This is a genomic window from Pseudomonas sp. NFACC51 (genome assembly GCF_900103575.1).
In the GTDB taxonomy this organism is placed as follows: Bacteria; Pseudomonadota; Gammaproteobacteria; order Pseudomonadales; family Pseudomonadaceae; genus Aquipseudomonas; species Aquipseudomonas fluorescens_Q.
Map to the genome: position 1 here is coordinate 325,877 of NZ_FMXH01000004.1, position 22,468 is coordinate 348,344.

The window sequence follows — 22,468 nt, forward strand, 5'->3', positions numbered from 1 at the left end:
AGGTCCACGGAGCAGCAGGATAGATAGGCTGCTTATGATAACGGCGACCGTGGGGTCAGGGCGCAGAAAAGTAAAACTATTTGCCCAATGGTGGTTCAGTTGCCGCTCTCACCGCTGACCAGGCGTGTGGTAACCAGTGCGGCGATGGCGTTTTCTTCGCTGCCAAAGCGCGCCAGCAGGGCCGCTTGTTTCTCGGCAGGAAGGCGGGTCCAGATCTCGACCATTTTTTCGGCAGTGCCGATCAGTACGCTGGCCTGGGCTTCGCTGAATGGAGGGGTGTCATCGGTCATGGAGGGCTCGGGGTTCAGGCGGTGTGGAAAGCGCATCTTAGCGCTTTCCACACGGTCTGGTGGTGCGGGTCAATCAGTCTTCGCTGTCGGCCTGGCGGCGTTCAGTGGCTTCTTTTGGCTCGGGTTGCTGGGCGTCTGCTTGCCCCCCGGCTTGTAGCGTGGTCGTCTGCTCAGTGTCGTGCAGGCTTGGGAAGGGGAGATTAGGGATCTCGTGCATATCGCGCTCCTCGCAAGGTCTGTGGATAGATCTGGTAGATCCGCGCTTTTACAAAGCCTGGGCAGGATACAGCAGGAGAAATGACAAAAAGACTTTTAAATCCCGTCGGGCCGACAAAAGGGATTGTCTAGACACGTCATGTTCAATAGTCACCTCGCTTGCGAAATGCCCAGCGGCCGGCAATCAGCGTGAAGGTTGCCACCAGTGCCACCAGGATCCAGAAGCCTTCGGGATCGCTGGCAAGCGGCACGCCACCGACGTTCATGCCAAAGAAACCGGCAATGATGTTGATGGGCAATGCCAATACCGTGACCACCGTCAGGGTGAACAGGGTGCGGTTGCTTTGTTCGTTGAGATTGGCGGCGATTTCTTCCTGGAGCAGCTTGATCCGTTCACTCAACGCGGTGAGGTCGTTGATGATCAGGGCGAATTCCTCGGTGGATTTGCGCAGCTCCTTGACGTCTTCTTTCTGCAACCATTGCGGCGGGCGGTTGAGCAGACGTAGCAATGAACCCGGCTCCAGGGCCAGCAAGCGCTGCAAGCGCACCAGCACCCGGCGGTTGCTGCCCAGCTCGGCGCGGTTGGTGGACAGCCGCGAGGACAGCAATTGATCTTCGACCTGGTCGACGCTCAGGCTGGTCTTGCGCACGATCTGGGTCAGCACTTCGCCCTGGTCGCGCAGCAAGTGCACGAGTAATTCCACTGGCGAGCGAAAGCACTCGCCGGCCTTCACCGACGAGCGCAGCTTGTCGACCGAGTGCAAGGGTTGCAGGCGCGCGCTGACGATCAATCGGCTGTGCACGCAAACCCACAATGTGGAGACATCCGAGGACACCATGTTGCTGAGGTTGAACACGACATCGTTCACCACGGCCAGCAACGCCGAGTCGACATGCTCGATGCGGGTCGAGCGCGAGCCTTCGTGCAAGGCTTCGAAAAATTCCTGGGGCAGGGCCAGGTGACCTTTCATCCAGCGCTCGCACGCAGCGTGGGCCAGGTTCAGGTGCAGCCAGAGGAACTCATCCGAGTCTTGCGGGTGTTGCAGGCTCCGTAAGGCCTGGGCCGAATCGATTTCCTGCCCGCGTTCGCCGGGGCGGAAACGGAACCCGTAAAGCAGGCCGAACAGGTCCGGATCACGGTGGCTTTGATCAAGGCTGTGGTTCATGAAGTCTCGCTGGCGGGAAGTGCCTGTCGCGGCTACAGGTTCACTTGAACGCCATCTTCGCAAGCTTTCTTGATGGTTTTGTGACAGTTCCATCCGCACCGCCAAGCTGGCGCTACCGGCAGTCGCCAAGTTTCAAGAATGCCCCGGGCAGGCCGATGTCGTGTACATATCCCCCGTATTCGGTGTGTTGCGGATATGGGGGCGGGACATCGTTCCTGTTCCTCTTGCTTAGAGATTGCGCCCCATGATTCTACAAAAATCCCTTCGAGCCCAGATTCTCGCCCTGTTGAGCGGCAGCCTGCTGGCGATGTTGCTGATCGCCCTGGCGTCCTTTCATTTCCTTTCCAATGGTGTCCAGAACTATCGCAACCTGATCGATGGACCGTTGCGTGCCTCGCAATTGATCGACGAGGCCAACCTGCAGTTCAAGGTGCAGGTGCAGGAATGGAAAAACGTCCTGCTGCGCGGCAAGCAGCCGGCGGACCTGGATAAATACTGGAAGCAGTTCGAGGAACGTCAGCGTGAGGTCCAAGACATCCTTGGCCAATTGAGCGGGCGTGAAGGTGTGCCGGCGCCAATCAAGACCCGCATCGTGGCCCTGCGTGATGAACATCGTCAGTTGGGTGCTGCCTACCAAAAGGGCCGTGACGCATTTGTCGCCTCCGGTGGCGATTCGGCGGCGGGCGATGCGGCGGTCAAGGGCGTGGACCGTGCGGCCAGTGAGCAAATGAGTGCGCTGGTGGTGGAGCTGCGCAAGCTGGCCACCGAGCAATCGACGCTGATCAGTGCCGGCGCCGATCGCACGATTATGCTGGGCACCGTGATCATGCTGGTGTCGGGTGTGCTGATTGGGCTGTTCAGCCTGTGGCTGGTCAATCGCAACCTGGTTCAACCGATCCGTAACCTGATCGACTACGTGACCCGACTCAGCCATGGGCGTTTCGCCGAGCGTGTGACGAGCAACCGTCAGGACGAGTTGGGCAATCTGGCGGTAGCGGCCAACACATTGCGCGATTTCCTTGCCGAAACCTTTACCCGCCTGCAACGCAGTGCCACGGAACTGGACAGTGCCAGCGGTGAGCTCAATGCCATCGCCAGCCTGATGAGCCAGGGCACCAGCGAGCAATTCGAACGCACCGATCAGGTGGCGACGGCGATGAACGAAATGTCCGCCACAGCCCAGGAAGTGGCCCGCCATGCGGCTGACGCTGCAAGGGCGGCCGATGACGCCGATCAATCGGCGCAGCAGGGCGAGAAGGTCATGCAAGGGACCATTCACACCATCACCCGGATGCGCGGCGAGATCGCCAACACGGCCACGGTCATCCGTCAGTTGGAAACCGACAGCGGGCGCATCGGCAAGGTGCTGGAGGTGATCCGCGGGATCGCCGAACAGACCAACCTGCTGGCCCTCAATGCTGCCATCGAAGCCGCGCGAGCCGGGGAGGCTGGGCGCGGTTTCGCGGTGGTCGCCGATGAGGTCCGCAGCCTGGCCCAGCGTACAGCCTCGTCAATCATCGAGATCAACCAGATTATCCAGACTGTACAAACGGGAGCGGTGGACGCGGCCCACGCCATTGAGAGTGGGCAATCGCGCAGCGAAGAAAGTGTGGAGCAAGTGACCCAGGCCGGTGTGATGCTCGAACGCATCACCCAGGCTGTCGAAGCGATTCGCGACATGAACCGCCAGATCGCCACCGCAGCCGAAGAGCAGACTTCCGTGGCCGAAGACATATCCCGCAACCTGACGGAAATCACCTGCATTGCCAGCACTAACCTGGACAATGTGCAGCGCACCGAAGCCGCCAGTCGGGACTTGCACGGTTTGTCGGGACAGTTGAATGAAGTGACGGCGCGGTTGAGTGCCTGACGGTCGTTCGCGACAGGTATTGATAAACGCAAAAGAGCCGCGCAACCCCAAGGTTGCGCGGCTCTTTTTTGCTGATGGATCAAGTGTCTTGCTTGTTGCTCAAGACTTTGCCGTTAGTGGCATCGAAATCAACATCAAACTCTTTGCCGTCGGCGGTTTTCAATTCGACTTCATATTCATAACCGTTGAAGTGGTTATCCAGGTCGGTGTCGGTGATGGTCGCGCCCGGGTGCAACTTCAGGGCTTCGTCGTTCATCGACTCAAGGGACTTGATCTTGCCTTCCTTGACCAGTTGAGGAATCTGATCGACGCGAACATCTGCCTGGGCCAGGCCAGCAGTCAGGGTCAGGGCAGCGGCGGTAAACAGGGCAGTCAATGTTTTCATGAGTTCTTTCCTTGGTGTCGTTAAGGGTGAGTCGTTTAAGTGAGCTCAGATTAACTGTGGCAACTTAATTCACCCTTAATTCGAAAAAACCTGAAGCAAGTTGCCTGGCAACCGTCTTGCGACTCAGTAGCCATTCTTTTCCAATAGTTGCACCACGCTGCCTGTCTCGGGACGCTGGAAGTACTTGAGCAACTCATTGGCACGGTTGGTGAAGATGCCATCGACACCGGCATCCATCACTTTCTTGAAGTCCACCGCTTCATCCACGGTGTAGACATGCACCAGCAGACCCTGGTCATGGGTGTACTGGTTCATCCATGGTTGCACCAGGTCCGCGTAACTCTGGCTGCCGCCATGGGTCAACGCCGCGGATGGCCCGGTACCAACGGCGCCCTGGGCCTTGGCGTACTGAATCCATTTTTCGAATTCAGCCTTGTCCTTGGGTTCCTGTTTGGCGTAATAGGCGGCCTTGTCCGTTTCGCCGGACTCGGCAAAAGGCACCTTGGATTTGGGCTCGATGTTGCCTTCGCCCACCCACAACAGCAGGATCTTCGGCACCTTCGGCATCTCTTTGTGCAGCAGTTCGAGACTGCTCTTTTCAAAGGTCTGCAAGACGACTTTGCCCTTGCCCTGGCCGACTCCCGTGGCCCGCTTGGCCAGTTTCGACCCGGCCGGGCTCAGCCAACCGCGGTCCTGCAATTTGTCCTTCAGGTCGCGCTCGATGCCGGGGAACAGTTTCGGCTCTTTGGTTTCGATGTACAGCCCGGGTTTTTGCTGCGGATTGCCCTCGGCGATATTGATCACTTCATCGAGGGTCAGGATCTTCAGGCCGGCGAACGAAGGGCGCGCGCGGTCCGGGTAAGCGGTGTTGAACCAACTGCCGGCATCGAGCGTCTTGAGTTCCGCCATGGTGAATTCGTTGGCGGTGCTGTCCTTACGCTCGGGGAATTTGACCGCGACATCCGTGGTGCGCAGCAGGCTGTCGTCATGCAGGACGAACAACACGCCGTCCTTGCTGCGTTGCAGGTCCAGTTCCAGGTAATCGGCGCCCAGGTCGCGGGCCAGCTTGTAGGCGGCAGCAGTAGATTCCGGCGCGTCGAACGAGGCCCCGCGGTGGGCGATCACGGCGGGGTGCGGAATGCCCTGGAGGGTTGCCAGGGCCTTGGGGCTTGGGGCCTCGGACGCTTGGGGCTGGCCGAAGCCGAGCAACAGGCTCAGCATCAAGGCGGTGCGGGTGAAGGTGACAGGCATGCTCGAAATCCTTTCGTCGGTGTGCAAAAAACTATCTTTTAACAACTGAACGCGGTCGGCGCTATCGCCATACCGACATAAAGCTGTGCAAAGAAGATTTTTCCCACGCATTTCCAGGCCGCTTTGCAGTACCCTTGCCGCATCAGTTTCCCCGGCAGAGGGAAACCTTAAATCCTGCGTCCGCTTGCCCTGCGTGTAAACCATTGATCAGACGTCCTGAGGGACGCATCCATGAGGTTTACCATGCGCACCACTTCGACATTCATCTGCCAGGCCGCCGACCAGCTCAAGGGTTTTGTCGGCTTGAACCGCAAGACTGGCCAGTACATCGTGCGTTTCAGCGAAGACGCTTTCGGCATGGACGTGGCCGACGACGGCATCATCCCCACCTGCGAATTTGTCTGGGCCCCCGTGGCAGACGGCACCATGGCCCTCAAGCGCGAGCGGATCCAGTTGCTGCTGGACCAGCACATCGACGACCGGATCAACCTCACCGAACCCTTGCGGGTGTACATGGCCCGCAGTGATTTGCCAGAGATCGTGGCGGTGCGGCAGTTGGTGGAGGGCTGAAGCCCTCGAGCTTGCGTTGAACAGAGATCCTGTGGGAGCCCACAAGGATTTTTGGAATGGCACGGTCCTGTGGCGAGGGAGCTTGCTCCCGCTGGGTCGCGCAGCGGCCCGCAAAAAAGCGATGAGCGCTGCGCACTCAAGCGGGAGCAAGCTCCCTCGCCACAAAAGCTTCCCTGCTATCACGCTACAGATTGATCAACGGTAAACACTGTGACATTAGATTGGGCGTTGGAAGGCATAGTCGCGTTCGACCTTGCACACCCTCGTATGGCAATGGCTATACCAGGTGGAGCGGCCGCGCTCACGGATCGCGCAGTGTTCGGGATGCTGCTTCCAGGCCAGGATCGCGGCTTCATCGCTCCAATAGGACACGGTAATCCCCAGGCCATCTTCGCCACGCGCCGATTCGACACCGAGAAACCCCGGCTGCTCTCGAGCCAAGGCCAGCATGCGCTCGGCGGCTTCGGCGTATCCTTGGTTCCCCTCGGTGCGCAGGGAGGTGAAAATCACTGCGTAGTAGTGGGCGTTCATGGCGTTGTCCTGGCGCAGGCTTGGACAAACGCGCTGACCAGCGGCGGCACGCGCCCTTCCAATGCGGCACGTTCAGGCTGGAACAGCGTGGCGACGAAGAACGGATGGTCCTGCAGCTCCACCGCTCGCAGGCCGCCGGCCGAGTCTCGGGCCACGGGATGCAGGCGCTGATTGAGCAAGTCTTCTTCAAAGTTCGGGTTGACCCCGAAGCGGCAATGGTAGCCCTCGAATACCATCTGGCGACCATAAGCCTTGGCAATCAACGAGTCCGCATCGAGCTGAAGGCTATCGATGGTTTCGATCAAGGCACAGCTCAGCGGCGTCAACAGCGCGCGTTTAGCTTCGGGATCGGTTTCGCCATGGGCGGCATCGGCCCAACCCATCACATTGCGCGCGTATTCCAGCACGGCATGCTGAAAACCACCGCAGGTGCCGAGGAAAGGGCGACGCTGTTCGCGGGCAAAACGAATCGCTTGCACGGCGCCGTCTTCACTTCGGTAAGGACTGCCGGGCACGCACCAGACGCCGTTGAAGTCATTTAGAACGCTGTTGTCAGCGATGGAGTCGGTTGCCAACCATTGGAAGTGAATGTCTTGGCCGGTTTGTCTGGTGATGAGCTCAAGGGCGATGGGGATTGCCCGATGAGCCGTTATCTGGGGGGCATGGTCGCCGACCAGGGCGATGTGTAAAGGACGCTGTTTTTCCATGGGAGAGTCGCCGCTTGTTGATTCCTGGTCGCCACTATAGATTGGCGTTCACGCAATCAATATTGGCGTTTATACAAGTGATCAATGCAGCAGTGCACTATCGTCTGGACTATCCCGACCTGTCCCTGATCCTCGCACTGGTCCGTGGCGGCTCATTGGCCCGGGCCGCTCGATTGCTGCAGGTGGATGTGTCCACGGTGTTTCGTTCGGTACGTCGGCTGGAGGCGGCCCTGGGCCAGCCCTTGTTCGAAAAAAGCCGTTCCGGGTACTTGCCCACGAGCCTGGCCCAGGCGCTGGCCGAGCAAGCCGAGCGCGCCGAACAGGCCTTGGAGGCGGCGCGGGTGGGGGTGGAGCAGGGCGGCGAGGTCATCAGCGGGACGGTACGCTTGACGTGCAGCGACTCGGTCCTGCAAGCGTTGCTGCTGCCTGCGCTGGCGCGTTTCATGCCCGCGTATCCGGCGTTGACCCTTGAGCTGAGCACCTCGAACGACTTCGCCAACCTGAGCCGCCGCGATGCCGACATCGCGTTACGCCTGACCCGTACGCCGCCGGAACACCTGGTCGGTCGAAATCTGGGCGATGTGGCATACCGGGTATGCGCCAGCGCCACCTACCTGCGCTTGGCGAATACGGATGACCTGGCTTCCATGACCTGGATCGCGTCGGACGATTTTCTCCCGGATCACCCCACCGTAGCCTGGCGCCGCCAACATCTACCCGCCGTGGTGCCCGCCTATCGCTGCAACAGCATGCTCTCGGTCACCGAACTGGTGCGAGCCGGCTTGGGGGTGGCGGCGCTGCCAGACTTTCTGATCGATGAACACCAGGGCCTGATACCCCTTGGCGAACCGCTGGAGGGGTATGACACCGCCCTGTGGCTCCTGACTCGCCCTGACTGCCGGGCCTTGCGCTCGGTGGTGAGCTTGTTCGATGAGCTGGGGCGCAATCTGCGCTGGCGCTGACTTTTAACGAGTAGGGTGTGCATGACTCAATGGATGATGGGCCCCCAACGATTATAGTGCCTCAAGCACCCGCCCTTGGCAGAGAACATCACGATGACGAAGTCTTCCCAACCCACTCCCGCCGCACCCGTTGACCACTTGCGTTTTCATCGCCCCCACGCGCATCTGGCGCCGACCTTCGGCAATGACCGCTTTGCGCTGAGAGCGGAGGCGTTTGCGCGTTTTTTCGGGACGCCGATGTTCCTCGGCGCGCAAACCTTGATCGTGTTGATATGGGTCAGCCTGAACCTGCTGGGGGTCTTTCATTTCGATGCTTACCCATTCATTTTGCTGAACCTGGCGTTCAGCCTGCAGTCAGCCTATGCCGCGCCGCTGATCTTGCTGGCACAAACCCGTCAGGCTGCTCGGGACAAAGCCCAGGCGGAAGCCGATGCCCAGCATCGTGAAGCCTTGGCCATCGCCAATAGCGAGCGCCAGGCCCAGGCCGCGCAGAATACGGCGCAGTTACTTGAGTTGTTGGAACAGAACACCCGCCTGACGGAAATGACCAAGGCATTGACCGAGCGCATCGACAACTTGACCACTGAAATGCACCAGAAGGTCGTGCACAACCCATCGGTTCAATAGCCCTTCACGCCAAGACTTCTTGATCAAGCCTGGTAACGGCTCAGGAACATGTCGAGGGCCGATTCGATCACCTGGGCCTGCTCATCCTGGGTCAGGCTGGGTTGCCCCATCGAGACCTGCGGCCAGAAGGCGAACGTCTTGAGCAGCCCATGCATTTGCTGGGCGGCAAATGCTGGTTCCACGGCTTTCAACCGGCCATCGGCCTGGGCTTGGCGAATCCAGGCCGTCAGGCCTTCTTCCCGCTGGCCCATGCGCGACACCATGTCCCGCGCCCGCTCCGGGGAATGAATGGTTGCGGCGATGGCGATGCGCGCCAGGTCAAGGAAGTTCTCGTCCGCCAGCATGTGCAGTTTGGCTTGCAGCAACGTTTGCAGCTGCTCCCGTAGCGGCTTTCGCGGGCTGTAGGGCATGTCCTGTTCCGCGGTAATGCTGTTCCATAACCGATTCAGAATTTCGGCAAACAACTCTTCCTTGCTCGGAAAATGGTTATACACCGTGCGCTTCGATACGCCGGCAGTCGCCGCAATCTTGTCCATGCTGGTGATCTCGAAACCGCTGCTACGGAATTCAGCAATCGCGGCCTGGAGGATGGCTTCGCGTTTTCGCTCGGTAAGGCGCTGCGGTACGGTCATGGGCAATTCGTCGGTGAGATGAGAGAACTTACACTCGGCAGTTTACTTGCTGCCGGGATTCATGCAATCTAGAAAGTACACCGAGTGGTGTAGTTTTTTGAGTCAAGCGGCTGAGCGTGCATGCAACGGCCATCCAGCGTCCCACAACGGCGAAGCGCAATTGCGCCGACGCCCTTGGAGTTATCGCACCATGACCATTCCCTCTCTTTCGACCGACAATCCGTCCGCCCAAGACGCATCCCGGCGTGAACAGGGCAAGTATCGCAATCATGCCTTCACGCCTCGGGAAGGCTTTGGCACCACCCTGCGTATCATCTGGAACATGATCTTCCACAAGCCGCGCACCACTCGGCCTTCGGGCGCCATCGAGGTTCAACCGCTGTCGCGCGACACCCTGCTGGCCGCGCCAAACAACAGTGTCTGGCGCCTCGGCCATTCCACCGTGCTGCTCAAGCTGCGGGACAAGTTCTGGCTGACCGACCCGGTTTTCTCCGAACGTGCCTCACCCGTGCAATGGGTCGGTCCCAAGCGTTTTCATCAGCCACCCATCAGCCTGGAAGAACTGCCGCCGATCGAAGCAGTGATCCTTTCCCATGATCATTACGATCACCTCGACCATCAGGCCATTCTCAAACTGGCTGCCAAGACTCGCCACTTCCTGGCTCCCTTGGGCGTGGGCGACACCCTGATCAAATGGGGCATCGACGCCAGCAAGGTCCGTCAGTTGGACTGGTGGCAAGGCACCGAAGTGGACGGTATCGAGTTCATTGCCACGCCATCCCAGCATTTTTCCGGTCGCGGCCTGTTCGACAGCAACGGCACGTTATGGGCCTCGTGGGTGATGATCGACGCCGGTACCCGGATTTTCTTCAGCGGCGACACTGGTTATTTCGATGGTTTCAAACGCATCGGTGAGCAATACGGCCCCTTTGACCTGACGCTGATGGAAACTGGTGCCTATAACGTCGACTGGCCGCATGTCCACATGCAGCCGGAGCAAACCCTGCAAGCTCATATCGATCTCAAGGGCCGTTGGCTACTGCCGATCCACAACGGCACATTCGACCTGGCGATGCATGCCTGGTATGAACCCTTCGATCGCATCCTGGCGCTGGCCTGGGAGCGCAACGTCAGCATCGCTACGCCGCAAATGGGCGAAGCATTCACCCTGACGCAGCCGAAACGTGGCCGCGCCTGGTGGCTGGATGTGGAGCCCTCGGCTTATCAGGACCAGCCCGACATGGCCTGACTCCCGACGCATCGATCATTCGATCATTGCGTAGTCTGGGCGCTCCATCGGATCCGGCGTGGCGCCCTTGATGTTCATGCCGCGCCCCGGTGCGAAGCCGGGGAAGAACACCAGGCCCTCGGCCTCCAGCCGAAAGGCCAGGGCCAGGCGGGTCACATCGAGCAACTCGCCCCCAGCCTCGAAGCGGCGGATGGCCTGGACCGAGACGCCGGATTGGCGGGACAGCTCCTCGACACTCCAGCCCAGCATGGCTCGCGCCTGTGCACTGTGAGCAGGGGTGAATTGATAGACAGCGATGCGTTGCAGGGTGGTTTTGATTGCGAGAGAGGCCATGGGGGGCTCCAAAGCTATGGGATAAAAAAGCACTGTGTTTTTGTACAGTTGTTTTGAATCCCGATCAATCTCATTTTTTTGATCAATGACCAGCGGTCTTTTCCAGCCAGGCACTCGGTGCGTGTCCCAGTACCCGGCGGAACATGGTGGAGAACGCGGCGGGGCTGTCGTAGCCCAGATCAAGGGCAATGCGGGTTACCGAATCGCCTACGGCCAATCGGGACAATGCCGACATCACACACGCCTGTTGCCGCCATTGGCTGAAACTTGCCCCGGTTTGCTGGCTGAACAGGCGATTGAACGAGCGCAAGCTGATATGTAGCTGCGCCGCCCATTGCACGGGCGAGACGTGGGCGTTGGGGTGTTTCAGAAAACCCTGGCACAGGCCTAGCAGACGCGGGTCCTTGGGCAGTGGAAGGTGCAGCGGCAAATGCGCGCTGCGGGCCAGCTCGTGCAGCAACAGATCGATTAATGCACCGTCGCGTCCAGCCTCGTCATAGTCCGGGGCAAGTTCCACGGCTTCCATCAGCAACTGGCGCATCAGCGGCGACACGCTGATGACCTGGCAACGGGCGTCCATGGCCGTTACGGCGGCCGGTTCGATATACAAGCTTCGCGTGCTGACGCCCAGCATCAGCACCTCATGGGCAACCCCGGGCGGGATCCACACCGCCCGTTGCGGCGGCACCACCCAATTGCCGTCCGCGGTGCTGACCTGCATGACTCCGGTGGCGCCGTAGAGCAACTGCGCCCGCCGGTGGGTATGGCGCGGCAACCGATGACCGTCGGGGTAATCCGTGCCGATAGCCACTACTGGCCGTGGCGTGTCGTCCAGCAGGTCAATCGAAACATTGCGCATCGAGCGGTATCCAGCGATTGGCGTAAACACAAACATTATTGGCCTACTTGCTGAGGCAGGCCAAGCCCCATCGCTCTATCGTCGGCCTCTCTCAATTTACGGATGCTGCGCGATGTTCTACCTCTTGCTGGCACTCTTCGGTTGCATGACTGGCATCACTGCTGTGCTGTTCGGCTTCGGCGGTGGATTCGTCGTGGTGCCCTTGCTATACCGCATGCTCACCGCCAGCCACGGCGCTGACGACCCTATCGGCCAATCGGCGATGCATATTGCCGTGGCCACCTCGACCTGCGTGATGATAGTCAACGCGCTGATCGCCACCACCAAGCATCACCGCGCCGGTAACCTCATTCGCCACTACGTGTGGCCGTTGGGCGGTTTCATCGGCCTGGGCGCTATCGTCGGAGCCGTTGCCGCGATGTGGGCGAGTAGCGAAGTCATTCGCTATGCCTTCATCGTTTATCTGGGCGTGACCATCCTGGACTGCTTGTTCAGACGCGGTTTTCTGACGCAGCCTGACGCTGTAGTCCCACGGCGATTGGGCAGGGCAGAGGTATCGGCAGGCGGAATCAGCATCGGCGTCATCGCCACTTTTCTGGGCGTGGGTGGCAGCGTCATGACCGTGCCGTTATTGCGTCGTTGCGGGCTGAACATGTCGCGCGCGACGTCCATGGCTAACCCGCTGAGTTTGCCGGTTGCGGTGGCCGGGACGTTGACTTACATGGCCATGGCCGGGTTTACCGAGTTTGATTTGGGGCCGTGGTTTGTTGGGTATGTGGATTTGCAGGCGTTTGCGGTTTTGACACTGGGCTCGTTAGTGGGGATTCGATTAGCTACGCCATGGATCGGGCGGATACCGGATCGATTTCACGCCGGGGTCTATATCGGATTGTTGATCGTCGTGATGTTGGGCATATCGGTGCGGTAAGTTGCTGCGTGGCATTGCTAAAAATTTTGTGGGAGAGGGTGGCATATCGATTCTATGAGGCTGATTCGTCATACTTCGCGCCACTCATTTCGTGAGCTGACGCTCGCTTTTTCCAGGAAGATTCCATGTTCAAAGGACTGTTGCTCCTCGCATCCAGCGCCGCGTGCCTGCTCGCGCTCTGTTCGACAGCCAGTGCCGATGGTGGTAGTGGCGTCTTTACCGGCACCTTGGGCAAGATGCCGATTGTGCTGGGACTCAACACTGCTCAAGAGGACGAGGTCATCGGTCGTTATTTCTATGAGAAATACCATCGTGACTTGGGATTGAGCGGCTCGCAGCAAGGAAAGACCCTGACGCTGGTCGAGAGCGGTACCCGTTACGACGACGGCCAATCGCTGCCAACCCTGACGCTGCAAAAAACGGCCAACGGCTGGCAGGGTGAATGGAAAAGTCTCAAGGGCAAAGTTCTGCCCGTACAGTTGACCGAGGCCAGGCTCCCGGCACCTGGGGCTGATCTTTCCCCCGTTATCGCCGAGCTGCAAAAAAGTGATCCTTATGAGTATCTCCGCCTGCAAGGCTTGAAACTCAAGCCGGGCAAGAAAGAATCTTTCATGGGGCATGACTTGCAATGGTGGACGGAGCCAGATTCCGGTATTTCCATGTTCAGCGTCGAGTCCGGCTACTCGAAAGACGAACTACAACGGGTCAATCGGCAATTGTTGGGACGGCTCTGGACCGAAGTCATCAGCTACCACGGCTGTCTGTTGCAGGGCGCGGATAATGCCGAGTTCGACCAAGGCGTTGCGCCCAAATTCCTATCGCCCGATGTGATCAGCCTGAACATTTCCACAAGTTACTACTGCGGCGGCGTGCATCCGGATTTTGGCAATTCGCCGCTCAATCTCGATGCTCACACCGGCCACAGTTTGTCGCTGGAAGATGTGCTCTGGGTTGGCACAGGCAAGCCACCGCTGTACGCCGGCCACAACGACATGGGTGATGCTCCGTTGACCGATGCAGAGAGCCAGGCGCGATACACTTACCAGCGCGAGGTATTCGCGCCATGGCTGATCAAGCAATTCACCACGCTGTACCCCGACGAGATGCTGAAGCCAACGGATGAAGACAGCTGCGACTACACCGATGAAGGCGTCTGGGGATATTCCAATTGGTACTTCACCGAAAAAGGTTTGTACCTGGGACCGTTCTTCGCCCGCGCGCAACGCGTTTGTGATGATCCTGGCTGGTCGGTGCTGCCATACGCAGTCGTAAAACAACACCCCGGTGCGGTCAAACTTCAATTGCCCGGGACTGGTGACTAACCCTCAGCCAACCCGGGTGCCTCCCGAATAACGAAGTGATCGAGGTTCTCGATACTGGCACTGAACACCCCGAACGTCTGTTCGGGGTTCTTCTTGCTCGGTACCTGTTTCAACTCCGGCGTCACGCCATAAAAGAAGCAATACAACGGCGCGTCACTGTCGACGGCATGCTTGATCTCTTCCAGGAACGCTTTGCGCTTGCGGTAGTTGTCGATCAACTTCTTGCTCAGGTAAACATTGACTGAGTAAGGCTTCTTCTTCGTCTCGTCCGGTTGCTTGAACCAGACCTTCTGTTCGAAATCGATGCGAAAGCTTTGCGTGTAATCCTTGATCTCCTTGATCTTGCCCCAGTAAATGAGCCCCTTGTTATCCAGCAGGTACTCGACCTTCTTGAAGAACGAGCCATAGGGCGCCGTGTGCTCGCCAATCTTCAGCATCATGCGCTTGAGCAGGTCCTTGTCCGCGAAGTTCGACACGAAGCACTCCACCGGATGGGCGAAGACATGGGTCTTGTCCGGCGCCGAGCCATGGCCCGGGTGCTCGTCATGCCAGGTGGCTGAAGGTAGGCGCTCATCGGGCATCACGTCCGCCACCACCGCCGGGCCGGAGGGCTTGCGCACATACTCACGTCGAGTCAGCAACAACTCCGAAGGGAAATGCTCCTCCCGCCCGTCATCCGATTCCGCCCCATCCGCTTCCAGGTCCGACGCCGATGCCTTCAGGCTGACATAAGGACAACCCTCGATATGCCGCGTGCTGGGGATGTTCTTGAAGTGCGGCGTGCGCACGTAATTCACATTCTTGGCGTTGAACGTCCCCAACACATTCGCCGCATCAAACGCCATTCGACAGGCATCGTTGGGGCACTGGAACTGTTCTTTCGCGGAATCGAACGCCACCGTCTCGTCGAAATTCAGATCGCGCACGTCATAGATCGACAGCTTGTCGTCGAGGCTGCGGCAGTAGGCGAGGTCGAATTTCATGACGGGCTCGGGTCCTTGAGAGGAGAAGGGTATTAATAGCGGGAGGCGGGGTGGGTTGCACTGACTGTTTTCAGCTCAGAGCAAATTTGTAGCGATGCCCCGCCCATGGACAGCGCCCGAGACGTTATTGATATTCTTCCAGCTCAACACCGACCCTGTGGCGAGGGAGCTTGCTCCCGCTGGGCTGCGAAGCAGCCCCCAACCTCATTTCACCAACGAAAAACCGCCGCTCGAACACGAACGACGGCTTCAGACTGAGCTTCAAAACCCACGCAAAACCCGCGACGCCTTCCGCCACCAAGACTCATGCTGGCCAAACGGATCATCCACCAACACCGCCGGCATATCCCGCAAACGAATCCATGGCTCATCCTGCCAATGCAGCATGCAGAGCGACATCTTCGGCCAATCCAACACGCTCAACGTCGGCCGCTCCACCTTATGCGAGCAGCGCTCATCCCGCAGCGCAGGCACCACCTGATGCGTGATCCACTCACGCAGCAACCGATACTCAGGGCAGTAGTGATAAACCAACAACGCATAAACGCCCGACTCGCTCAGCATCAGACGCTCTTCGGTCAAGCCGTGGACATGCACGAGCATCATTCGGCGTTGGTCAGGGTCAAGCTTGCGGGTCATGCGCTCATCGAGGTGCTTGCTCATCAAACGTCCCAAGTCGTAGGCGCTGAACCAAGCCTGGTTTTCAACCAAGAGGGCATGAAGATGGAGGTTGTGACGGGTGAACGATCCCGGGAGATAAGCATCAGGCATGATTGATCTCCAAGGTATACGGAGAGCAGGGTGAAATTTTTGTGGGCATAACCACCTCTACGTTCGAAGGTTAGCGGCGCGAGCCCGACGTAGAGGATGTAAGAAAATCCCAACAAGCTATTTCCCTACACAGAATTGCTCATGTTCCTAGACAACATGCGCTTCTATGGGGGGGCGATCAGCTACTACGTTGGGCGTTTCTTAGGCACCTGCGACTAAGATAGGTAACGAGGCGATACGGCGTCAATGCGGAAGGATTCTGAGTTTTTCGTAGGGCAAAGGTAGCGCGCCTGCGCCAGAGTTAAACGTGGCTTGGCTTCTGCGGAACACAAAAAACCCCGTTTTCACGGGGTTTTAAGTTAAGTCGCTGGTGGTTCAGCTCAGGATTTCTCTCTCGAAATCAATCCCAGCTCAAAGCCCCACCCGTCTGATACTCAATCACTCGCGTCTCAAAGAAGTTCTTCTCTTTCTTCAAGTCCATGATCTCGCTCATCCAAGGGAACGGGTTAGTCGTGCCTGGATACTCTTCCTTCAGACCAATCTGCGACAGGCGACGGTTAGCGATGAACTTCAGATAGTCTTCCATCATTGCCGCATTCATCCCCAACACGCCGCGAGGCATGGTGTCGCGGGCGTATTCGATCTCCAGCTGCGTACCCTGCAGGATCATCTGGGTCGCTTCTTCCTTCATCTCGGCATCCCACAGGTGCGGGTTTTCGATCTTGATCTGGTTGATCACGTCGATGCCGAAGTTCAGGTGCATGGATTCGTCGCGCAGGATGTACTGGAACTGCTCGGCGACGCCGGTCATTTTGTTGCGGCGGCCCATGGAGAGGATCTGGGTGAAGCCGCAGTAGAAGAAGATGCCTTCCAGGACGCAGTAGTAGGCGATCAGGTTGCGCAGCAGCTCTTTGTCGGTGTCCGGGGTGCCGGTTTCGAACTTCGGATCGGAGATCGAACGGGTGTATTTCAGGCCCCAGGCGGCTTTTTTTGCGACCGATGGGATCTCGTGGTACATGTTGAAGATCTCGCCTTCATCCATGGCCAGCGATTCGATGCAGTACTGGTAGGCGTGGGTGTGGATCGCCTCTTCGAAGGCCTGGCGCAGGATGTACTGGCGGCATTCCGGGTTGGTGATCAGGCGGTACACGGCCAGGACCAGGTTGTTGGCAACCAGGGAGTCGGCGGTGGAGAAGAAGCCCAGGTTGCGCATCACGATGCGGCGCTCGTCGTCGGTCAGGCCTTCCGGGTTTTTCCAGAGGGCGATGTCGGCGGTCATGTTGACTTCTTGCGGCATCCAGTGGTTTGCGCAGCCGTCCAGGTACTTCTGCCAGGCCCAATCGTATTTGAATGGCACGAGCTGGTTGAGGTCGGCGCGGCAGTTGATCATGCGCTTTTCGTCGACGGCGACACGGGCGGAGGCGCCTTCGAGTTCGGCGAGGCCTTCGGCGATGTCGAGTTTGTCGAGGGCGGCCTTGGCGCGAATGATCGCGGCCGAGTCGTTGGCCGTCACGGCCCGGGCTTCGAGGGCGGCGGCACCGCCGGCGCTGTCGAGGCGGTCCATGTTGGCTTCAGAAGCGTGGCCGGCGTTGGCGCCTTTTACAGCGACTTCGCCGTCTTCTTTGTCGAATTCGTCCCAGCTCAGCATGACGTGTCGTCTCCTGCGTGAGGGCCAGATGCCCAATGAAGGCCTACTGGCCGCGGTGGATCTTGGAAAAATCGTTTGTTGCAGCAGCTGACGCAGGCAATAAACAGAAAAATGTACGGGTCATTCTGAAGCGGCTGTGTACGCGAGGAGGCGATAAGCCTCTGCGGGGGCTTCAGGCTGGCTTGATCCCCTGTAAGGGAATATTGCAGGCCCGTTTAAGGCGGCATTATAAGGACTTTTTTACCTACGTGCTGCGGCGAAATCGCCCACGAAGGAGGTGGCGGGGGGCATATCCGCGTGGGAGCGAGGGTTTACAAGGCTTTGGCTGCTGAAGATTTTTTTTGCATGGGTCGCGGGGCGGGTTTTTTTGATCAAAAAATGAGCGTTTTTTACGGTTTTGCACTACATGTTGTGTTTGTGGAGGGTTTTCGGCGCTTTCAGACACAACCAGGCCCGATCGAAATCGGGCCGTGGAAAATGCCAGTAATGATCAGCCGATACGGGCCGAACCGGTTTGATCGTAGCCATCTTCCGCGACGGTAGCGGAGCCGGTACGGTCGTAGCCGTCTTGCGCGACGGTAGCAGAACCGGTGCGGTCGTAGCCGTCTTCAGCGACCGCAGAACCGGTGCGATCAAATCCGTCGGCGGCGAAGGTGTTGCCGGCCAGTACGGACAGGGTCAGGACGAGGATCAGTGGGGTTTTCATGGTGGTTGCTCCCGATTGGTTTAAAGGTTGATCAGCCGTTGGAGCAGCCGTTGCCCATGACGCTGTAGCGCAGGATGTGGCGCTGGCCCTTGGAATCGTCGTATTCCATCTTCGCCGGGACCACTTCGCAGACGTTCGGGATTTCGCTCATGGAAATGACTTTGGCGATGTCCAGGTGGGTGGAGTAGGTGTACTCCTCAATGGCCGGTTTTTGCTGTGCAGCGTCGGTCGGGAGCTCGTCTGCCATCGCGGTGGCGCAAAGGCTGCCGAGGACCAGAACCCATAAAGCTTTCATCTGATTCACCTTTCTTGAGGTCGAGTGGGGTCACGCAACCTTTTTGGGGTTGCGTGTGGAGCAAGTATTGGAAGTTGGATTAACGGCCTTCGTGGGGGCTGTGTTGCGTTAATCGTGTTTGCCGGTTGGCGAGATGAATTTTAGGGAGTGGGGCGGGGCACAAAAAGACTCGGTTTTGATAAACACTGTTGGTTGATCTGGTAATAATCGCTGCAGGTGGGGGGGATTGTCTGCTGTATCTATGTTGGATGGGCTACCGCCATCGCGAGCAGGCTCGGCTCCCACAGGCTCGGCTGCTGCACAGGGAAAAGCCTGGCGGGAGGGAGTTGCACGTTAGTACCGACATTTTGTAGGGACTTGTTACTACCATCGTCGAATGGTTCTATAGGCCCGCCCCGGGCTACAACGGGATCATACAAAAACAACTATTCACCGAGGTAAGAAAGATGAGTGCGGCTTCTGTGTATCCCGTTCGTCCCGAGGTTGCGGCCAATACGCTGACTGACGAGGCGACCTACAAGGCCATGTACCAGCAGTCGGTGGTCAACCCGGACGGCTTCTGGCGCGAGCAGGCCAAGCGCCTCGATTGGATCAAGCCTTTCACCACGGTGAAGCAGACGTCCTTCGACGATCACCATGTCGACATCAAGTGGTTCGCCGACGGCACCCTGAACGTTTCCTACAACTGCCTCGACCGTCACCTGGCCGAGCGCGGCGATCAGGTGGCGATTATCTGGGAGGGCGATGACCCTGCCGAGAGCCGCAACATCACCTATCGCGAACTGCATGAAGAAGTCTGCAAGTTCGCCAACGCCCTGCGCGGCCAGGACGTGCATCGCGGCGACGTGGTGACGATCTACATGCCGATGATCCCCGAGGCCGTGGTCGCCATGCTGGCTTGTGCCCGGATCGGAGCGATCCACTCGGTCGTTTTCGGCGGCTTCTCGCCGGAAGCACTGGCCGGTCGGATCATCGACTGCAAGTCCAAAGTGGTGATCACCGCCGACGAGGGCGTTCGCGCCGGCAAGAAGATCCCGCTCAAGGCCAACGTCGATGACGCGTTGACCAACCCGGAAACCAGCAGCATCCAGAAGGTCATCGTGTGCAAGCGCACCGGTGGTGGCATCAAGTGGAACCAGCACCGCGACATCTGGTACGAAGACCTGATGAAAGTGGCCGGCACCGTTTGCGCGCCGAAGGAAATGGGCGCCGAAGAAGCGCTGTTCATCCTCTACACCTCCGGTTCCACCGGCAAGCCCAAGGGCGTGCAGCACACCACGGCCGGCTACTTGCTGTACGCGGCGCTGACCCATGAGCGCGTGTTCGACTACAAGCCCGGTGACGTCTACTGGTGCACCGCCGACGTCGGCTGGGTCACTGGCCACAGCTATATCGTCTACGGCCCGCTGGCCAATGGCGCGACCACACTGCTGTTCGAAGGCGTGCCGAACTACCCGGACATCACCCGAGTGGCCAAGGTTGTCGACAAGCACAAGGTCAACATCCTCTACACCGCGCCGACCGCTATCCGCGCGATGATGGCCTCGGGTACTGCCGCCGTCGAAGGTGCCGACGGCAGCAGCCTGCGCCTGTTGGGTTCGGTCGGCGAGCCGATCAACCCGGAAGCCTGGGACTGGTACTACAAGAATGTCGGCAAGGAGCGTTGCCCGATCGTCGACACCTGGTGGCAGACCGAAACCGGTGGCGTGCTGATCAGCCCACTGCCAGGCGCCACGGCATTGAAGCCAGGTTCGGCCACGCGTCCGTTCTTCGGTGTGGTGCCGGCGTTGGTGGACAACCTCGGCAACCTGATCGAAGGCGCGGCCGAAGGCAACCTGGTGATCCTCGATTCGTGGCCAGGCCAGGCGCGTACGCTGTACGGCGACCATGATCGTTTTGTCGACACCTACTTCAAGACTTTCAGCGGCATGTATTTCACCGGCGACGGTGCGCGTCGCGACGAGGATGGCTACTACTGGATCACCGGTCGGGTGGATGACGTGCTCAACGTGTCCGGCCACCGTATGGGCACGGCCGAGATCGAGAGCGCCATGGTCGCCCACCCGAAAGTCGCCGAAGCGGCGGTGGTCGGTGTGCCGCACGACATCAAGGGGCAGGGCATCTACGTCTATGTCACCCTCAATGCCGGCGAAGAAACCAGCGAGGCCCTGCGCCTGGAACTGAAGAACTGGGTGCGCAAGGAGATCGGTCCGATTGCTTCGCCGGATGTGATCCAGTGGGCGCCGGGGCTGCCAAAAACCCGCTCTGGCAAGATCATGCGCCGCATCCTGCGCAAGATCGCCACGGCGGAGTACGACGGGTTGGGTGATATCTCCACCCTGGCCGACCCGAGCGTGGTGGCGCATCTGATCGAGACGCACAAGACCATGAACGTCGCCTGACGGCGGTTTGTGACCTCAAGCAGCCCCGCCTGGCATTTGCCTGGCGGGGCTTTTTTATGGGGCCTGTCTGGTCCTGAATAAGGTTTACACCTATTTCACGGCTGGGTGCTCTTGTGGCGAGGGAGCTTGCTCCCGCTCGGCTGCGCAGCAGTCGTAAACCGGCCCATGCGGTATGACCGAACGACCGCGGTGCCTGGCTTTGGGGCTGCTTCAGCCCTGCGGGAGCAAGCTCCCTCGCCACGGGTTGGGTGTTCGAACGACTGCGGTGCCTGGCTTTGGGGCTGCTGCGCAGCCCAGCGGGAGCAAGCTCCCTCGCCACAGGTTGGGTGTTCGAACGACTGCGGTGCATGGCTTTGGGGCTGCTGCGCAGCCCAGCGGGAGCAAGCTCCCTCGCCACAGGTTGGGTGTTCGAACGACTGCGGAGCCTGGCTTTGGGGCTGCTGCGCAGCCCAGCGGGAGCAAGCTCCCTCGCCACGGGGTTTTGTGTTTGGCCGGCATGGTCTGCGAATAAATATCGATCTTCGTCGTCAGACGCTTCCGAACGTTACCGGTGTTTCGAAATGTGTAACCAAAGGCGCCACAACGGGGCGATGTGAAACGCCAAGCCCCGATACAGGGCGCTTCCGGGCGTCTCCAAAAATAAGCCGACACGCTGTGCTTGCCGGATTAGAAGGGTTTGCGAATAATGGGCCCGCTATTTGCAGCATAGATCGGTTTCCCTTCTTTTGCTCTTGCATGAATTTGCGGGGCTGTCAATGCGCTCGAACAGCTTTCTCGGTGCTTCTGTAATTTGTTGTCGCATTGAAGAAATATCGGCTTCGGGCCTGTCGTTAGAATGCCGATCACTCGCTCGTCGTGGCTCGTGTTGAATAAATCGTGAGCTTCCTAGGACGCAGCACCAAAGTTCGTTTCACCCATTCGCATATTGGGCTGTTGCTCACTCTGCCGTTTTTGCCCTTTACCGATGGAGTCCCAAGATGAAGAAACTTGTGCTGCTTGGCGCCCTGGCACTGTCCGTGCTGTCCCTGCCAACCTTCGCTGATGAGAAACCCCTGAAGATTGGTATCGAAGCGGCTTACCCTCCGTTCGCTTCTAAAGCTCCGGATGGCAGCATCGTCGGTTTCGACTACGACATCGGCAATGCGCTGTGCGAAGAGATGAAGGTCAAGTGCGTGTGGGTCGAGCAAGAGTTCGACGGTCTGATCCCGGCGCTCAAGGTTCGCAAGATCGACGCGATCCTGTCGTCCATGTCGATCACCGAAGATCGCAAGAAGTCGGTTGATTTCACCAACAAGTACTACAACACCCCGGCTCGTCTGGTGATGAAGGCCGGTACCCAGGTCAGCGACGGTCTGACCGAGCTCAAGGGCAAGAATATCGGCGTGCAGCGTGGTTCGATCCACGAGCGTTTCGCCCGTGAAGTCCTGGCCCCGCTGGGTGCCGAGATCAAGCCATACGGTTCGCAGAACGAGATCTACCTGGACGTGTCCGCTGGTCGTCTCGACGGCACCGTGGCAGACGCTACGCTGTTGGATGACGGCTTCCTCAAGACCGATGCCGGCAAGGGCTTCGCGTTCGTCGGCCCGGCCTTTACCGACGTCAAGTACTTCGGCGACGGCGTCGGCATCGCGGTGCGCAAGGGCGACGCGTTGAAGGACAAGATCAATGGCGCGATCGCGGCCATTCGCGAGAACGGCAAGTACAAGCAAATCCAGGACAAATACTTCGCTTTCGACATCTACGGCAAGTAACGACGTCCCGCCAC

The 22,468-nt window shown here is 59.0% G+C and carries 24 protein-coding genes; 9 read left to right on the forward strand and 15 right to left on the reverse strand.

The window, feature by feature from the left end:
• Positions 1 to 95: 95 nt before the first annotated feature.
• From BLT00_RS10915 to BLT00_RS10920, 3 genes are all read right to left on the reverse strand, one after another.
• Positions 96 to 326, reverse strand: a complete 231-nt coding sequence (locus BLT00_RS10915; RefSeq protein ID WP_092145201.1) for a hypothetical protein — start codon at positions 324 to 326, stop codon at positions 96 to 98.
• A 37-nt stretch (positions 327 to 363) separates the two neighbouring features.
• The gene (locus tag BLT00_RS31855) at positions 364 to 507 is read right to left on the reverse strand and encodes a hypothetical protein (RefSeq protein ID WP_003204853.1); all 144 of its coding nucleotides are present in this window, start codon (positions 505 to 507) and stop codon (positions 364 to 366) included.
• 142 nt (positions 508 to 649) lie between these two features.
• Positions 650 to 1,672 carry a transporter gene (locus BLT00_RS10920; protein ID WP_063324685.1) on the reverse strand — a complete coding sequence of 341 codons (1,023 nt, stop codon included), beginning with the start codon at positions 1,670 to 1,672 and terminating at the stop codon, positions 650 to 652.
• Positions 1,673 to 1,916: 244 nt separating this feature from the next.
• On the opposite strand from BLT00_RS10920, the gene BLT00_RS10925 reads away from it, so the two are divergent.
• Positions 1,917 to 3,542, forward strand: coding sequence for a methyl-accepting chemotaxis protein (locus tag BLT00_RS10925; RefSeq protein ID WP_092145203.1), 1,626 nt, complete (start codon positions 1,917 to 1,919; stop codon positions 3,540 to 3,542).
• A gap of 79 nt (positions 3,543 to 3,621) precedes the next feature.
• On the opposite strand, the gene BLT00_RS10930 is transcribed toward BLT00_RS10925, so the two are convergent.
• Positions 3,622 to 3,927 (reverse strand): PepSY domain-containing protein, encoded by a 306-nt coding sequence (locus tag BLT00_RS10930; protein WP_092145205.1) that lies wholly within the window; start codon positions 3,925 to 3,927, stop codon positions 3,622 to 3,624.
• Between the two features lie 123 nt (positions 3,928 to 4,050).
• Positions 4,051 to 5,178 carry a glycerophosphodiester phosphodiesterase gene (locus BLT00_RS10935; protein WP_092145207.1) on the reverse strand — a complete coding sequence of 376 codons (1,128 nt, stop codon included), beginning with the start codon at positions 5,176 to 5,178 and terminating at the stop codon, positions 4,051 to 4,053.
• Positions 5,179 to 5,421: 243 nt separating this feature from the next.
• Here BLT00_RS10935 and BLT00_RS10940 point away from each other — a divergent pair, with 243 nt between their 5' ends.
• The gene (locus tag BLT00_RS10940) at positions 5,422 to 5,748 is read left to right on the forward strand and encodes a DUF2025 family protein (protein ID WP_063324689.1); all 327 of its coding nucleotides are present in this window, start codon (positions 5,422 to 5,424) and stop codon (positions 5,746 to 5,748) included.
• 216 nt (positions 5,749 to 5,964) lie between these two features.
• On the opposite strand, the gene BLT00_RS10945 is transcribed toward BLT00_RS10940, so the two are convergent.
• Positions 5,965 to 6,279, reverse strand: coding sequence for an antibiotic biosynthesis monooxygenase family protein (locus BLT00_RS10945; protein ID WP_092145209.1), 315 nt, complete (start codon positions 6,277 to 6,279; stop codon positions 5,965 to 5,967).
• Positions 6,276 to 6,986 carry a CTP synthase C-terminal region-related (seleno)protein gene (locus BLT00_RS10950; protein ID WP_092145211.1) on the reverse strand — a complete coding sequence of 237 codons (711 nt, stop codon included), beginning with the start codon at positions 6,984 to 6,986 and terminating at the stop codon, positions 6,276 to 6,278. Before BLT00_RS10950 ends, BLT00_RS10945 begins: the two co-directional genes overlap by 4 nt.
• Positions 6,987 to 7,000: 14 nt before the next feature.
• On the opposite strand from BLT00_RS10950, the gene BLT00_RS10955 reads away from it, so the two are divergent.
• Both BLT00_RS10955 and BLT00_RS10960 read left to right on the forward strand, forming a co-directional pair.
• A complete protein-coding gene (locus BLT00_RS10955; RefSeq protein ID WP_092145213.1) occupies positions 7,001 to 7,948 on the forward strand; it encodes a LysR family transcriptional regulator in 948 nt (315 codons plus the stop codon).
• A gap of 93 nt (positions 7,949 to 8,041) precedes the next feature.
• Positions 8,042 to 8,575: a DUF1003 domain-containing protein gene (locus tag BLT00_RS10960; protein WP_092145215.1), complete on the forward strand. Its 534-nt coding sequence runs from the start codon at positions 8,042 to 8,044 to the stop codon at positions 8,573 to 8,575.
• Positions 8,576 to 8,598: 23 nt separating this feature from the next.
• Here the strand turns inward: BLT00_RS10960 and BLT00_RS10965 are convergent, their stop codons facing one another.
• Positions 8,599 to 9,207 (reverse strand): TetR/AcrR family transcriptional regulator, encoded by a 609-nt coding sequence (locus BLT00_RS10965; RefSeq protein ID WP_092145217.1) that lies wholly within the window; start codon positions 9,205 to 9,207, stop codon positions 8,599 to 8,601.
• 190 nt (positions 9,208 to 9,397) lie between these two features.
• Between BLT00_RS10965 and BLT00_RS10970 the strand changes: the two genes are divergently transcribed.
• A complete protein-coding gene (locus BLT00_RS10970) occupies positions 9,398 to 10,456 on the forward strand; it encodes an MBL fold metallo-hydrolase (RefSeq protein WP_092145219.1) in 1,059 nt (352 codons plus the stop codon).
• 15 nt (positions 10,457 to 10,471) lie between these two features.
• Here the strand turns inward: BLT00_RS10970 and BLT00_RS10975 are convergent, their stop codons facing one another.
• Entirely contained in the window at positions 10,472 to 10,789 is a 318-nt protein-coding gene (locus BLT00_RS10975) for a helix-turn-helix domain-containing protein (protein ID WP_063324696.1), read from the reverse strand.
• 82 nt (positions 10,790 to 10,871) lie between these two features.
• Entirely contained in the window at positions 10,872 to 11,648 is a 777-nt protein-coding gene (locus tag BLT00_RS10980) for an AraC family transcriptional regulator (RefSeq protein WP_092145221.1), read from the reverse strand.
• Positions 11,649 to 11,760: 112 nt separating this feature from the next.
• Between BLT00_RS10980 and BLT00_RS10985 the strand changes: the two genes are divergently transcribed.
• Together BLT00_RS10985 and BLT00_RS10990 are read left to right on the forward strand one after the other, a co-directional pair.
• Positions 11,761 to 12,576, forward strand: a complete 816-nt coding sequence (locus BLT00_RS10985) for a sulfite exporter TauE/SafE family protein (RefSeq protein WP_092145223.1) — start codon at positions 11,761 to 11,763, stop codon at positions 12,574 to 12,576.
• A 125-nt stretch (positions 12,577 to 12,701) separates the two neighbouring features.
• Positions 12,702 to 13,898, forward strand: coding sequence for a DUF3298 domain-containing protein (locus tag BLT00_RS10990; RefSeq protein ID WP_092145225.1), 1,197 nt, complete (start codon positions 12,702 to 12,704; stop codon positions 13,896 to 13,898).
• Here BLT00_RS10990 and BLT00_RS10995 read toward each other — a convergent pair.
• The 5 genes from BLT00_RS10995 to BLT00_RS11015 all read right to left on the reverse strand — a co-directional run bounded on the left by BLT00_RS10995 (position 13,895) and on the right by BLT00_RS11015 (position 18,301).
• Entirely contained in the window at positions 13,895 to 14,881 is a 987-nt protein-coding gene (locus BLT00_RS10995; RefSeq protein ID WP_092145226.1) for a hypothetical protein, read from the reverse strand. The genes BLT00_RS10990 and BLT00_RS10995 overlap by 4 nt on opposite strands.
• Positions 14,882 to 15,142: 261 nt before the next feature.
• Positions 15,143 to 15,652, reverse strand: a complete 510-nt coding sequence (locus BLT00_RS11000; protein WP_092145228.1) for a BRO-N domain-containing protein — start codon at positions 15,650 to 15,652, stop codon at positions 15,143 to 15,145.
• A gap of 400 nt (positions 15,653 to 16,052) precedes the next feature.
• Positions 16,053 to 17,300 (reverse strand): ribonucleotide-diphosphate reductase subunit beta, encoded by a 1,248-nt coding sequence (locus tag BLT00_RS11005; RefSeq protein WP_063324703.1) that lies wholly within the window; start codon positions 17,298 to 17,300, stop codon positions 16,053 to 16,055.
• Between the two features lie 490 nt (positions 17,301 to 17,790).
• Positions 17,791 to 18,006 (reverse strand): hypothetical protein, encoded by a 216-nt coding sequence (locus tag BLT00_RS11010; protein WP_063324704.1) that lies wholly within the window; start codon positions 18,004 to 18,006, stop codon positions 17,791 to 17,793.
• A gap of 31 nt (positions 18,007 to 18,037) precedes the next feature.
• The gene (locus tag BLT00_RS11015; RefSeq protein ID WP_003204807.1) at positions 18,038 to 18,301 is read right to left on the reverse strand and encodes a DUF2790 domain-containing protein; all 264 of its coding nucleotides are present in this window, start codon (positions 18,299 to 18,301) and stop codon (positions 18,038 to 18,040) included.
• Positions 18,302 to 18,747: 446 nt separating this feature from the next.
• Between BLT00_RS11015 and acs the strand changes: the two genes are divergently transcribed.
• Positions 18,748 to 20,703 carry an acetate--CoA ligase gene (acs, locus tag BLT00_RS11020; RefSeq protein WP_092145230.1) on the forward strand — a complete coding sequence of 652 codons (1,956 nt, stop codon included), beginning with the start codon at positions 18,748 to 18,750 and terminating at the stop codon, positions 20,701 to 20,703.
• A 977-nt stretch (positions 20,704 to 21,680) separates the two neighbouring features.
• On the forward strand, positions 21,681 to 22,454 hold the full coding sequence (locus BLT00_RS11025) for an ABC transporter substrate-binding protein (RefSeq protein WP_047701101.1): 774 nt from the start codon (positions 21,681 to 21,683) through the stop codon (positions 22,452 to 22,454).
• The last annotated feature ends 14 nt before the right edge of the window (positions 22,455 to 22,468 follow it).

Coding starts and splice junctions, on each gene's coding strand:
- BLT00_RS10960 (WP_092145215.1), top strand. CDS start 8,042: ATGACGAAGTCTTCCCAACCCACTCCCGCCGCACCCGTTGACCACTTG.
- BLT00_RS10925 (WP_092145203.1), top strand. CDS start 1,917: ATGATTCTACAAAAATCCCTTCGAGCCCAGATTCTCGCCCTGTTGAGC.
- BLT00_RS11015 (WP_003204807.1), bottom strand. CDS start 18,301: ATGAAAGCTTTATGGGTTCTGGTCCTCGGCAGCCTTTGCGCCACCGCG.
- BLT00_RS10990 (WP_092145225.1), top strand. CDS start 12,702: ATGTTCAAAGGACTGTTGCTCCTCGCATCCAGCGCCGCGTGCCTGCTC.
- BLT00_RS10935 (WP_092145207.1), bottom strand. CDS start 5,178: ATGCCTGTCACCTTCACCCGCACCGCCTTGATGCTGAGCCTGTTGCTC.
- BLT00_RS10965 (WP_092145217.1), bottom strand. CDS start 9,207: ATGACCGTACCGCAGCGCCTTACCGAGCGAAAACGCGAAGCCATCCTC.
- BLT00_RS11000 (WP_092145228.1), bottom strand. CDS start 15,652: ATGCCTGATGCTTATCTCCCGGGATCGTTCACCCGTCACAACCTCCAT.
- BLT00_RS10970 (WP_092145219.1), top strand. CDS start 9,398: ATGACCATTCCCTCTCTTTCGACCGACAATCCGTCCGCCCAAGACGCA.
- BLT00_RS11010 (WP_063324704.1), bottom strand. CDS start 18,006: ATGAAAACCCCACTGATCCTCGTCCTGACCCTGTCCGTACTGGCCGGC.
- BLT00_RS10920 (WP_063324685.1), bottom strand. CDS start 1,672: ATGAACCACAGCCTTGATCAAAGCCACCGTGATCCGGACCTGTTCGGC.
- acs (WP_092145230.1), top strand. CDS start 18,748: ATGAGTGCGGCTTCTGTGTATCCCGTTCGTCCCGAGGTTGCGGCCAAT.
- BLT00_RS10945 (WP_092145209.1), bottom strand. CDS start 6,279: ATGAACGCCCACTACTACGCAGTGATTTTCACCTCCCTGCGCACCGAG.
- BLT00_RS31855 (WP_003204853.1), bottom strand. CDS start 507: ATGCACGAGATCCCTAATCTCCCCTTCCCAAGCCTGCACGACACTGAG.
- BLT00_RS10995 (WP_092145226.1), bottom strand. CDS start 14,881: ATGAAATTCGACCTCGCCTACTGCCGCAGCCTCGACGACAAGCTGTCG.
- BLT00_RS11025 (WP_047701101.1), top strand. CDS start 21,681: ATGAAGAAACTTGTGCTGCTTGGCGCCCTGGCACTGTCCGTGCTGTCC.
- BLT00_RS10980 (WP_092145221.1), bottom strand. CDS start 11,648: ATGCGCAATGTTTCGATTGACCTGCTGGACGACACGCCACGGCCAGTA.
- BLT00_RS10950 (WP_092145211.1), bottom strand. CDS start 6,986: ATGGAAAAACAGCGTCCTTTACACATCGCCCTGGTCGGCGACCATGCC.
- BLT00_RS10940 (WP_063324689.1), top strand. CDS start 5,422: ATGCGCACCACTTCGACATTCATCTGCCAGGCCGCCGACCAGCTCAAG.
- BLT00_RS10930 (WP_092145205.1), bottom strand. CDS start 3,927: ATGAAAACATTGACTGCCCTGTTTACCGCCGCTGCCCTGACCCTGACT.
- BLT00_RS10915 (WP_092145201.1), bottom strand. CDS start 326: ATGCGCTTTCCACACCGCCTGAACCCCGAGCCCTCCATGACCGATGAC.
- BLT00_RS10985 (WP_092145223.1), top strand. CDS start 11,761: ATGTTCTACCTCTTGCTGGCACTCTTCGGTTGCATGACTGGCATCACT.
- BLT00_RS11005 (WP_063324703.1), bottom strand. CDS start 17,300: ATGCTGAGCTGGGACGAATTCGACAAAGAAGACGGCGAAGTCGCTGTA.
- BLT00_RS10975 (WP_063324696.1), bottom strand. CDS start 10,789: ATGGCCTCTCTCGCAATCAAAACCACCCTGCAACGCATCGCTGTCTAT.